The following is an 11,116-nucleotide window of genomic DNA, read 5'->3' as shown; positions in this document are numbered from 1 at the left end:
AAATCTCTGACGACGGACATTAAGACCAGCCGTATAAAAGCTTACGTGACCTAGCGAGCCCTGCGTAAGCTAAGAAAAGGTGAGGGTCTGCTTCGTCCGGCGGTGTGCGAGTTCGTGATCCGCGTGGCAAGTGGCGGCTGAAGATCTTGATAGCTGCTTTCCTCCTGCCCCTCCTGTCAAATTTAGAATGTGATCGCGGACGAGACCGCGATCGCTTGCACAGAAGTCAGCCGCGCTTCCGCTCCGCTCTAGCGCGCCTGGCATTTTCTGTTTGATTGGTCCGCCTGCCATCCGGCCCGCAATCTGAACACGGGTTCTGATGCCGCTGCGCGTCAGCCTCCACGGAGAAATCCGGTTCCTCCCGCGCCAAGCGCGGCCCCTCCCAATTTCACCGCTCCGGCCCCGTCTGTCAGATCACCGTCCGGCCGCAGTCCGGGCTGCGCCCACCCTGCTTTGCCCTCCGGAAGACACGAGGTCTTCCGAAGTGAAAATCAAGGAAGGCTTCGCCACTGGCGGAACAGGAGGCGCGAGCGGGGAAGTTGGAGACACGAAAAAGGAAAGGTTCTGTCGCAAATGGCAAAACTATGTGTCGCCCGACAATTTGTGTCAAACGTCAGGCAAAACTGACCCGATGATGACTGTTTTTAAGGACAAATTGCCTGCACCTGCCAAGCATTTCCACCCCAATTGTCAAGCATTTCTGACCCAAGCCAAGCCGTTTTTCGCTACAAACGCAGCCAAGGCGCCATCCTGTGTCCTCTTTGCGCAGGCAGCTGACGTTGCTGCTTCATGCAGTGGACGGCAGGTTCGAGCCCACACCGGAAGTGTCAAAATCTCGCTGCGCGTGCTCGCAGCACGAAAATCGCTGCGACTGCATCATTTTCAGCGCCGCTGCACGGCGTGGAAACCAGTCGTTCACCCTGCTTTACCCTCTGGAAGACACGAGGTCTTCGGAAGAGAAAATCAGGGAAGGCTTCACCACTGGCGGAACAGGAGGCGCGAGCAGGGATGTTGGAGACACGAAGAAGGAAAGGTTTTGCCATCTAGACATCAATAAGCCATTGATTTTATGCCCGTGGAAAACCCACACTCGCACCAGTCTTTCACTTTTTCGACTCTTAGGTTTTCCTCTGGGTAGGGAACTGGGATCGGTCTTGCTCACGTCACTTGCAGTTTGTTCAGCCACCGCGAGCAAGATCTTTGTGAGCGTGGCTGAGCGGCCAATTGATAGCATCAACAGGCAGGATATTTCTGCAACACCTGTTCAATGACCAGTCTTACACGGTAACAAATGAAACAGCGGCCGTAACCTCCGGTCCAAGATGCATAGCATTCCGGAACGCAAAGCATGAAACAACTCAAACGCCACTTGCCGCCTCTGACTTCTCTGCTTGCGTTTGAAGCTGCTGCCCGCCTTGGCAGCTTTACCGCTGCGGCGGAAGAGTTGAATGTCTCCCGAGAGGCTGTCAGCCGGCAGATCCGGACACTGGAGAGCCATCTTGGAATTTCTCTGTTTGAGAGGGACGCAAACCGGGCGCTCATGGGAGCGGCCGGAGCGCATTTCTTTGCAACAGTGTCACCCAATCTTACCGCCATTGCAGTTGCGGCGAAAGAATTGGCAGGAGAGGTCAGCAATGTTCCTGAATTGGATAGCGCGGCACCTTCGGGAGATGAAGAGGATCTGCCTTCGATCCTTGTAGTTGATGACACACCGCAAAACATTCACCACCTGCACGGCCTGCTAAGGGACGCTTACCGGATTATTCCGCAAACCTCCGGCAAAGCAGCCCTGTCTTTTCTCGCGGGGGAGCTGGCAGACCTGGTCCTGCTGGATATCCGGATGCCGGATATGGATGGCTACGAGGTGTGCCGGCAAATCAAATCCACGGCAAGCCTTGCTGATGTACCGGTGATATTCCTGACCAGTCTTGATGATCCGATGGATGAAACCAAAGGCCTGGAAATGGGTGCCTGCGATTTTGTCACCCGGCCGATTGTGCCCGCTGTTCTGCGTGCCCGGATCCGCAGCCATATTGAACTCCGCCAGGCGAAAACGGCCTTGGAAAAACTGCTGGCACGGCGGGCAGACCGGCTCGAGAAAGCCGAGCAGTTACTGGCCCGGATGTGTTCAGACATCGGACAGTTTCAGTCCTCGTGAAGAGAGCCCGCTAGCTGTTCTACAATTTGATCAGCCGTTTCGAAGTCCAGCACTTTCAAAGCCGCCTTAAGGCTTTGAAGTTTCGCCTTGGCAGTTTCCGGAAGATCCCCTGATCCCGTATTCTGTACTTCTTCAATGGCCTGAATGTCACGCTTGCTGATAAGTGCCCCAATCCTCTCCAACCTGTCCGGGGTGAACGGCAATTCATCTGCAGAAAGAGGGCTGCGGGCCTCGAACTGCTCAAGCAGCCGGGACAGGGCTTGTTCCACTGTTTTGATAGAAGTGCTGCCCTTCTCAGCGCCCGCCGCAAGTTCCGCCAGCCTGCCGGCCCCCACCGTGCCGGCCGCCCCTTTGATGACATGAAGGAGATTGGCCACGCCCGGGCCTTCCGGCCTGTCGCCCTGGGCAGCCAGACCTGCAGACCATTCACGCAAACTGGCATGAAACCGGCGCAGGGAAGCTTCATAGTGCTGCCGGTTGCCGCCCGCGTAAAACAGCCCCTTTTCCTGATCAATCTCCAGCAACTGATTGCTGCCGCAAAGGCCGGCCAGAATGCTGCGCAACTGCGAAGGGTCGATCGGCTTAGGGATAAACCCGGCAAAGCCGGCGGCTGTGCAGCGTTCGGCTTCTTCCTGCGTGGCGTTTGCCGTTGCGGCGACGACAGGCGCCAAATTTGCCTGATACCTGCCCTGAAGATTTTCCAGTGCGCGGTACCCGTCCATCACAGGCATATGCAGATCCATCAGGATCACGTCCGGCATCGCCTCTGCGACTTGTTCCATTGCCTCGATACCGTTCGTTGCTGTGCGCACCGCGGCACCAAGTGCTTCCACCAGCGAAACAAAGACGGCCAGATTGACTGGGTTGTCCTCCACCACCAGCACATCCAGGCCTGCCAGGATATCGTCCTTTCGCGGTTTCGGGTTACTGCCGGTTTGCAATTCCGAAATAACTGCGGCCAATTCCCTGTGGGTGATTGGGAAAGCAAGACGTTTGCTTCCCATGCTGTCCGAAGACTGCATAAAAAATGTTGCATGGGCCGCTGTGACGGTGACCGTGATCGGCGGTATTGGGCCGGCGATGATTGCCGCCGCCCGGTTTGCCATTATCTGAAGCTGCCGGACCGGTCCCTCCGTGCCCTCAACCGTGATCAGATCCGCAGTTTTGCTTTGCCGGGGCGCGGACCGGGTTGGCGGGTGCAGAAGGATCGCAAACTCAGCCCCCCTGCCAGGCTCACTATCTACCAGAAGCTTACCGTGCATCTTGTCCGCAAGCCTTTGGGCAATGGACAGGCCAAGCCCGGTCCCCCCGTATTGGCGGGTGGTTGAACTGTCGGCTTGCCCAAAAGCCTTGAAGATTCCTTCAATCTGGTCCGGGGAGATCCCAATCCCGGTGTCTCTCACGCCCAGGCGCAGAGCGCCCTCATGATATGCAGCGAGCAGGCGGATCTCGCCCTCTTTGGTGAATTTCACCGCGTTGGAGGCAAAGTTGACCATAATCTGCCGCAGACGCAGAGAGTCCGCACAAACTTCTTCTGGCAGATCCGGGGCGTATTCCCAGGTCAGCCGTACTGGTTTGCCGGCCATCAGCGCTCTTGTCTGTATCAACACGTCGTCCAGAAGATCATCAAGACGGAACCAGACCTGCTCCAGCACCAGTTCCCCGGCCTCGATCTTGGAAAGGTCCAAAATGCTGTCGATGTTCTCCGACAGCTGCGCGGCGGCGGCCCTCAGATCAGTCAGGTTGCGCGTACCGATGTTGCCTTGACCTTCCCGCAGAAGAATGCCGGACAATCCGATAATCGCATTGAGCGGTGTACGCAGCTCATGGCTCATGTTGGCAAGAAAGATTGATTTTGCCTGGGAGGCTTCAACTGCTTCGTTGCGCGCGACCAGCAATTCGCGGGTACGTTCATCCACAAGCTCCTGCAGATTATCACGGCTAGCCTCAAGTTCAGTCACCGTGCGCCGGAATGCACGGGCCAGACGGGAAATCTCATCCTGTCTGCTCACATCGAACATTCGCTGGTCGCGCCCTTTCAGCCGGAAAGAGTATCCATCACGCACTCTGAGAGCAGCCGCCTGAAGCCGGGCAAGAGGGCGGATGACAATCAATTGCACAATCAGGAAAATAACAGCCGTCACCAGCAGGGTCTGCAGAATGCTTGAGCCGAGCACGACATAGCTGCGGGCAACCATATCTTCCTGAACCGGGCGAAAGTCCAGCTCCAGCGCCAGCCGGCCGATCTCACTGCCGTCCCGCGGGTTGCTCAAGACGTAGGAAAGCTCTTCCGCCTGGCTGCCGGGCTGAAACAGGATGCCCAGCCAGGGCGGCGCCGGCGGCGGCTGGCGCGAGACGGACAGGTCGATTAAGCCGCTGCTGTCGCGCTGCGCTTCGGTCAGAAGCGGGTCGTCAATACGCGCGCTCAGGATGACCGGATCTTCAAGCAGGCCGTTCAAAATGGCGCGGACAGCGGGAACGTCCACCTCCCAATATGCCCCGGCAATCTGCGGCAGCGTGGCCCGGATGATCCGGTCGGCATTTAGCCGCGCCGCCCCAATTCTAAGGGAGTGTTCCGCCAGCAGGGTATACACGCCCAGAAACAGGCCGGATAAAACCCCCAGCAGCGCAGCAGCGAGCGCGATTTTACGTGTGATGCCTGCAGGTTTTAGTTTTAGCCTCATCGCGAGAAATAGTGGTGCAGGTATTCAGGCGGGATCCGGTTTGCCTGCATCCTTTCCAGTTCAGCCTGCAGGCGGCGAGCCATATCATCGCCTTCCGGCGAGCGGTGAAAACCGATATAGCGGGCGTGCTCCGCCAAAGGGGTCGGCAGAAACTTCAGTTTGTCCAGCGCATTCAGTTCACTGGCTACATAATGCAGTGTCTCGTAGCCACCGACAATCAGATCAGAACGGCCGAGAAGCAGCTTGCGAAGATTGGTGAAATCATCCAGCGAGGCTTCGCGTTGCAGCGGCTGGTAATGGTCGAAACCCGCCTCGTATGTGAATCCTGAAACCACACCTACAACCAAGCCGTCCAGGTCCGAAAGCGTATGGACATCCTGGATCGGGGAATCTTTCAAAGTCACGAAAACAGTGCGCGTCCGGCGCAGAGGGCCGACCATGTTCCATTTCTGAAAACGCTCAGGCGTCGGCGCCAGCTGAAAGACGGCATCAAGCTGGCCGGTCTCGAAATCCAGCAAGGCGCGCTTCCAGGGCAGCGGCCTGTGGTCCAGGGTGACCCCGATCCGTTCTGCAGCCTCGTTCAGGATCTGTACGTCAATGCCCGAGTATTCGCCTTCGATTGAGTAGTTGAAGGGCGCAAAGCCTTCCATGGATCCGACCACCCAAGTTTCTGCCCGGACAGGGTGCATCATGATGCCAAGCAGGCAGATAGAAGTCACGATCTGCAAGAGCCGGTTCATCAGTCATCCACCGCTGGTTACGCGCCTGTGCCAGAGTATCCGTGCGCGCATAGGTCAGGCAAGCAGGCAGCCTGTCAAAAAAGTTCCGGTGCCAGGGGAACTTTTTCGTCTCTCACGCTGAACAGTTTCCGGCTGTTAACCATCCGGCAGACGAGAAAGGGAGAGAAACATGAAACACCTGATTGCCACCACAGCCCTGGCCAGCGTTGCTCTGACACCGATTGCAGCCACTGCCGCGGAATGCACCAATGACACCTGGAACCGGATTCAGGAGCGCGGCAAGATCGTTGTCGGCGTCAAAGCAGACTACAAGCCGTGGGGTTTCCGGGACACTGACGGCTCGATTGTCGGCATGGAAATTGACATGGCCCAGAATGTTGCTGAGACACTTGGCGTTGAACTGGAACTGACCCCCGTCGTCGCTTCGAACCGGATGCAGTTTCTGGAGCAGGGTCAGATTGATCTGATGATTGCCACCATGACCGACCGCGCCGACCGCCGTGAAATCGTCGGAATTGTCGGCCCGAACTACTATACGTCGGGCACCAATATCCTCGCCCCGAAGGCATTGGGGTTCTCTTCTTGGGATGAATTGAACGGCAAACCGGTCTGCGGCGTGCAAGGTGCGTTCTACAATCAGATTATTGAAGACAAATACGGCGCCCAAATCGTAGCCTTTGGCGGGTCCGCCGAAGCTCGCCAGGCGTTGCGTGACAAGAAATGTGTTGCTTTCGTCTATGACGATTCCTCTATCGGATCGGCAATTGCTTCCGGCGAATGGGCAGACTTCGAAATGCCGCTGGCGTCCGAAGACGACAGCCCTTGGGGCCTAGCGGTTCCGAAGGGCGAAGAGAGCTGTGTCTTTGGCCGCTTCATGACCGGCATGCAGTACGGCTGGCATCAGGATGGCAGCCTGATCGAGTGGGAAGCCAAATGGGGCATCAAACCGACGGCCTACCTGCAGGACCTGAACGCCAAACTGGCGGACCCGGTTGCAGAATAAGCATTGGCCATAGGGGAGACCGTCGGCATGACTGGTTTCGAAGCATTTTTTGTGCAGCTTGCCGAGGATTTCCCGCGCTGGAACTTCATCTGGCTTTATGACGAGAAGCAGGCCGGACGCATTTTGTCCGGCCTGTGGATGACAGTGAAGCTCAGCTTTGCCTGTGTGCTGTTTTCATTGGTGATCGGCATTGCAGGAGCCTGGCTGCAAGGGGCCCGCAACCGTATCCTGCGCGCGGGTGTTCAAGGCTATATTCAGTTCTTCCGCAACACACCGCCGCTGGTGCAGCTGCTGTTTTTCTACTTTGCATTGGGCCAGTTCACCCCCGTGATAACCGGACCCGACGGCTGGACCGAAGTGCCGGTCATTTCAGCTGCCGGCTGGGCCATCATTTCGCTGTCGTTTTTTGCGGGAGCTTTCAACGTCGAAATCTTCCGGGCCGGGATCGAAGCCGTGCCCTATTCGACCCGCGAAGCCGCAGAAGCGCTGGGGATGAGCCGGACACAAACCTTTACCAATGTGGTCTTCCCGCTGGCACTGCGGGTGTCAATCCCGGCACTGAACAACAACCTCGTGAATCTGGTGAAGACCACCACACAGGCTTTTGCCATCGCCGTGCCGGAGCTGCTTTATGAAAGCGTCTCTGTCTGGAACGATTTCCCATCGGCGCAGAACCCGACAATGCTGCTTCTTTTCGTTGTCTACCTGGGTCTCGTCGGGGTGCTGGTCTTTGGCATGAACTCGTGGGAACGCAAGATGAGGATACCGGGCTATGGCCAGTAACAACCTTCCGGGCATCACCGGCCCGGCCCGCACTGATCTGCCGGTTTTGAAACCCTATGCTCTGACAGGCGGCACCTATGACGAGATGTTCCTGGTCCGGTGGCTGGGAAACATTCCGCCGCAATTCATACTGGTGCTGCTGGTGGTCTGGCCTGCCTGCGCCTACGCCCAGTCTGCAAGCTACACCATGGGGGATGCCTTTGCCGCATTGTGGCGCTGGATACCTTTCCTGACACTGCAGGGCTTTGTGTTCAACATCGTGATTTCGGTCTTTTCGATGCTGATCGGAACCTTTGCCGGGGCAGCGCTGGGACTGGGGCAGATTTCGCAGCGCCTTTGGCTGCGGCGGCTGAGCTGGGGCGTGACCCAGCTGTTCCGCAATGCACCCTGGCTGGTGATCCTGTTCATTGTGCTGCTGGCCTTTCCGTTTGAGATCGAAATCCTCGGCCTGGTGATCCCCGTCCCAGCCTGGATGAAGGCTGTCATCGGATTGTCCCTTCCGATCATGGCGAACATCTCCGAAATAGTGCGCGGAGCTGTAATGTCTGTACCGTCGGCACAATGGGAAGCGGCCGAAGCGCTGTCCTTCTCAAGAACACAGACCCTTTGGCAGATCATCCTGCCGCAATGCTTCAAGCGGATGATCCCGCCCTGGATGAACTGGTACGCCATTCTGACGATGGCAACCCCGTTGTGCTCGCTGCTGGGGGTCGGTGAAATCATCACCTTTTCGCGCCAGGCAATGGAGGCCGAAAATAATCGGCCTGAGCTTCTGGTGCCGTTCTTCGGGTACGCGCTGGTTCTGTTTTTTGCCTATTGCTACCCGATCGCCCGCATCACAATCGCGCTGGAAAAGCGCTATGCCGTCAAACTCTGAAAGGTCCGGACGATGAATACTTGGACATCTGATCAGCCGATAGTCTCCATCCGGGATGTGCGTAAGTCCTTTGGACCCATTGAAGTCCTCAAAGGTGTCAGCATGGACATCATGAAAGGAGAGGTGATCTGCATCATCGGCCCGTCCGGGTCCGGCAAGTCGACGCTGATCCGCTGCATCAATGCCCTGAACGACATTCAGGGCGGTTCTATAACTGTTGAAGGCCAGGAAGTGCATGACGCACAGCTCGACCGGCTGCTGCTGCGCAAAAAGGTCGGCATGGTGTTTCAGCAATACAATCTGTTCCCCCACAAAACCGCGTTGGAAAACGTAATGATGGCACCGGTAAAAGTGCTGAAGGAAGACAAGACCGAAGTGGAGGAACGCGCGCGCGCGTTGCTGAAAAAGGTTCGGCTGGAGGGCAAAGAACACAGTTATCCCGGCGAGTTGTCGGGTGGCCAGCAGCAACGGGTTGCTATCGCACGCAGCCTGGCGATGCGTCCGGATGTCATGCTGTTTGACGAGGTGACCGCGGCACTGGACCCGGAAACCGTGAAGGAAGTGCTGGTGACCATTAAGGATCTGGCGGCGGATGGGATGACTTGCATCCTGGTAACGCATGAAATGGGGTTTGCCCGTGAAGTGGCTGACCACATCTATTTCACCGATAAAGGGGTGATCGTCGAACACGGCTCACCTGAAACGTTCTTTGACAACGCCAAAGATCCGCGTACTAGAGAGTTTCTGAGCCAGATCCTATAACTGCTGCAGGGCACAGAATGGCCGGACCGGCCTGTTCTGCCTTGAGATCTTTTGAGGAGCATGTTTCAGAAACCGTTGCCAGTTCAGCCAGTCTCACTGAAGCGGCCGCAAAATGCGACTTGTCACAACCTGCGCTTTCCCAGCAGTTGCAGCGGCTCGAAGCAGCTCTGGGTGTTTTGCTGATAGAGCGGAACACCCGGCCTATCCGTCTGACGCGGGCAGGAAAGCGACTTGCAGAAGGGCTGCCCAGCCAATTGCAGGATCTGGTGAGACTGGTCGAGCACGTACGCTCGACACCGAATGTCAGCCGCAAGAAGCTGAGGATTGCGATGCCGGACAGCATGTCCTGCACAATGGGGGCTGAATTCCTTTCAGTAGCGACCTCTCTTGCAGAGTCGGTGGAGTTGAGCGCGGGGATTTCCCCATGGGCGGATGACGCTCTACTGGGGCGCAGCTTCGATCTGATGGTCGACAGCCCGCCCTATGACACGCTTGGCTATGTGAACCCGGCCAAAATCTTCATAGATCCTTATGTCCTGGTCTACCCCGCCTCGCTGCCCCGCAAGCGGCCGGAAGACTTTGTCGTCACCGACCCTCAGATCGCCTATGCGCCGACCACAAAGTTCGGAGTGCGCGCAGCCAGGATTGCGCGTCAGCTGGGAGCGGACGCTGAGCCAGCCTTCAGCTTTGATTCAAGCCAAAGCCTGCTTCGCTTTGTGCAAGTCGGCTATGGCTGGGCCGTCACTTCTGTCCTGTGTCTTTACCAGACACCTGCAGCTTTGCGTGATCTGTCGATATTCCCTGCGCCGCCTGAAGCATGCCGCACGCTGATGCTTCTCAGCCGCACTGAGGAAATGCAGGAGCTGTCCCAAGACGTGAACCAACGGCTGGTCAAAGTGTTCAGAGAGCTGGTGGACGGCCCCTGGCAAAAAATGTCGCCAGAGGCCGCGAAGTACTTGAGACTGGCGAACCCGGATATCTTCGCTGACCCGGAGACGCCGCTGTCAAACGGCTAAGTGGTCAAGCCGTCAGTGCTGCCTGACCTGCAACATACTGAACCCAATTTGTCAGTTCCCGGGTCCGGGTGCTGATTTCAAAATCATCGACCGAACAGCCCAGCCGATTTGCGGTTTCCGGATCGCTTTCAACCGTCAGCAAATCCTCGGCAGCTACCCCAGTGTTGAAAAATAGACTGCCGTTCTCACGGATCGCATTGGCCACGATCGAGGGTGAAATTTCAGGATGGTATTGCAGGCCCCAGAAATCTGCACCGCTTTCCGTTTTGCGCAGCGGTGAGAGATGGGCGGCGAAGGTATCCGGATCGGCCAGCCCCACCAAATCGCCAAAGAATGCCAACTTCCCGGCCTTGTGCAGTCTGGCCAGCCCTTCAAGGAACAAGCGCCGGAACAGCCGGGACAGGACCTTCACCGGCAAAAAGAACCCTGGGCGGCAACCGATCCAGCGGCCAACATCGCGCGACAGCCCGCCCCCTGGCACGATGACATGCACATGCGGGTGATGCGTCATCGCTGATCCCCAGGTGTGCAGCAGCGATGTCATGCCGATCTTCGCACCAAGATGTTTTGGATCGGCAGCGATGGTCAGGAGTGTTTGGGCCGATGCCTTGAACAGCAAGCCATAGACCGCCGCCTTGTTCTGGCAGGCAATGTCGGCGATCGGCGCGGGCATCGTGAAGACCACATGGAAGTACTCGACCGGCAACAGGTCTTCCATGCGGGCCTGCATCCAGTCCTGCGCCGCAGCACCCTGGCACTTGGGGCAATGCCGGTTGCGACATGAGTTATAGGCGATGTGCTGGTGACCGCATTTGGTGCAGGCGGCAACATGGCCACCCTGCGCAGCGGTCCGGCAGGTCTCGATTGCGGACATCACCTTCAACTGAGGCAGGTTCAGGTGCCCGGCATAGTCACGGCGATAGGCAGGCCCATGGGCGCGGAAGATATCCGCAATCTCCAGTATTGGCCGAGGCATGGGGCCGAAGTCAGCCGGAACCAGCCTTCCGGCTCACCAGCAGATCAAGTGGGCTGGTAACATCCTGGATCGTCTTGGTTGCCACCTTGGTGTAAATCTGTCCGTCGTCAGAGATTT

8 protein-coding genes and 1 pseudogene are annotated in these 11,116 nt (G+C 57.4%); 6 read left to right on the top strand and 3 right to left on the bottom strand.

Annotated elements, in window-relative coordinates:
- The first annotated feature begins 1,348 nt into the window (after positions 1-1,348).
- The gene (locus tag RA21_RS22140) at positions 1,349-2,158 is read left to right on the top strand and encodes a response regulator (RefSeq protein WP_052257728.1); all 810 of its coding nucleotides are present in this window, start codon (positions 1,349-1,351) and stop codon (positions 2,156-2,158) included.
- On the opposite strand, the gene RA21_RS20040 is transcribed toward RA21_RS22140, so the two are convergent.
- Positions 2,146-4,842: an ATP-binding protein gene (locus RA21_RS20040; RefSeq protein WP_039152134.1), complete on the bottom strand. Its 2,697-nt coding sequence runs from the start codon at positions 4,840-4,842 to the stop codon at positions 2,146-2,148. The genes RA21_RS22140 and RA21_RS20040 overlap by 13 nt on opposite strands.
- Positions 4,839-5,582: a substrate-binding periplasmic protein gene (locus RA21_RS20035; protein WP_039152133.1), complete on the bottom strand. Its 744-nt coding sequence runs from the start codon at positions 5,580-5,582 to the stop codon at positions 4,839-4,841. The genes RA21_RS20040 and RA21_RS20035 overlap by 4 nt, the downstream gene beginning before the upstream one ends.
- A 169-nt stretch (positions 5,583-5,751) precedes the next feature.
- Here RA21_RS20035 and RA21_RS20030 point away from each other — a divergent pair, with 169 nt between their 5' ends.
- Genes RA21_RS20030 through RA21_RS20010 form a run of 5 tightly spaced genes read left to right on the top strand, consistent with a single transcriptional unit; the run spans position 5,752 to position 10,023 of the window.
- A complete protein-coding gene (locus tag RA21_RS20030) occupies positions 5,752-6,585 on the top strand; it encodes a transporter substrate-binding domain-containing protein (protein ID WP_039152132.1) in 834 nt (277 codons plus the stop codon).
- 27 nt (positions 6,586-6,612) lie between these two features.
- Positions 6,613-7,368 carry an amino acid ABC transporter permease gene (locus RA21_RS20025; protein ID WP_039152131.1) on the top strand — a complete coding sequence of 252 codons (756 nt, stop codon included), beginning with the start codon at positions 6,613-6,615 and terminating at the stop codon, positions 7,366-7,368.
- On the top strand, positions 7,358-8,245 hold the full coding sequence (locus RA21_RS20020) for an amino acid ABC transporter permease (RefSeq protein WP_039152130.1): 888 nt from the start codon (positions 7,358-7,360) through the stop codon (positions 8,243-8,245). The genes RA21_RS20025 and RA21_RS20020 overlap by 11 nt, the downstream gene beginning before the upstream one ends.
- A 12-nt stretch (positions 8,246-8,257) precedes the next feature.
- Positions 8,258-9,007 (top strand): amino acid ABC transporter ATP-binding protein, encoded by a 750-nt coding sequence (locus RA21_RS20015; protein WP_039152129.1) that lies wholly within the window; start codon positions 8,258-8,260, stop codon positions 9,005-9,007.
- 17 nt (positions 9,008-9,024) lie between these two features.
- Positions 9,025-10,023 (top strand): LysR family transcriptional regulator, encoded by a 999-nt coding sequence (locus tag RA21_RS20010; RefSeq protein ID WP_082009014.1) that lies wholly within the window; start codon positions 9,025-9,027, stop codon positions 10,021-10,023.
- Between the two features lie 259 nt (positions 10,024-10,282).
- Here the strand turns inward: RA21_RS20010 and RA21_RS20005 are convergent.
- A pseudogene (locus RA21_RS20005) lies at positions 10,283-10,999 on the bottom strand (IS91 family transposase); the annotation flags it as partial.
- Positions 11,000-11,116 lie beyond the last annotated feature (117 nt).

The organism is Leisingera sp. ANG-DT, assembly GCF_000813785.1.
Lineage (GTDB): Bacteria > Pseudomonadota > Alphaproteobacteria > Rhodobacterales > Rhodobacteraceae > Leisingera.
This window is presented reverse-complemented; position numbering and strand designations above follow the sequence as displayed.

Bases quoted from the DNA above. Each gene is read 5' to 3' on its own strand.
- RA21_RS22140 (WP_052257728.1), top strand. From the start codon at position 1,349: ATGAAACAACTCAAACGCCACTTGCCGCCTCTGACTTCTCTGCTTGCG.
- RA21_RS20040 (WP_039152134.1), bottom strand. From the start codon at position 4,842: ATGAGGCTAAAACTAAAACCTGCAGGCATCACACGTAAAATCGCGCTC.
- RA21_RS20035 (WP_039152133.1), bottom strand. From the start codon at position 5,582: ATGAACCGGCTCTTGCAGATCGTGACTTCTATCTGCCTGCTTGGCATC.
- RA21_RS20030 (WP_039152132.1), top strand. From the start codon at position 5,752: ATGAAACACCTGATTGCCACCACAGCCCTGGCCAGCGTTGCTCTGACA.
- RA21_RS20025 (WP_039152131.1), top strand. From the start codon at position 6,613: ATGACTGGTTTCGAAGCATTTTTTGTGCAGCTTGCCGAGGATTTCCCG.
- RA21_RS20020 (WP_039152130.1), top strand. From the start codon at position 7,358: ATGGCCAGTAACAACCTTCCGGGCATCACCGGCCCGGCCCGCACTGAT.
- RA21_RS20015 (WP_039152129.1), top strand. From the start codon at position 8,258: ATGAATACTTGGACATCTGATCAGCCGATAGTCTCCATCCGGGATGTG.
- RA21_RS20010 (WP_082009014.1), top strand. From the start codon at position 9,025: ATGGCCGGACCGGCCTGTTCTGCCTTGAGATCTTTTGAGGAGCATGTT.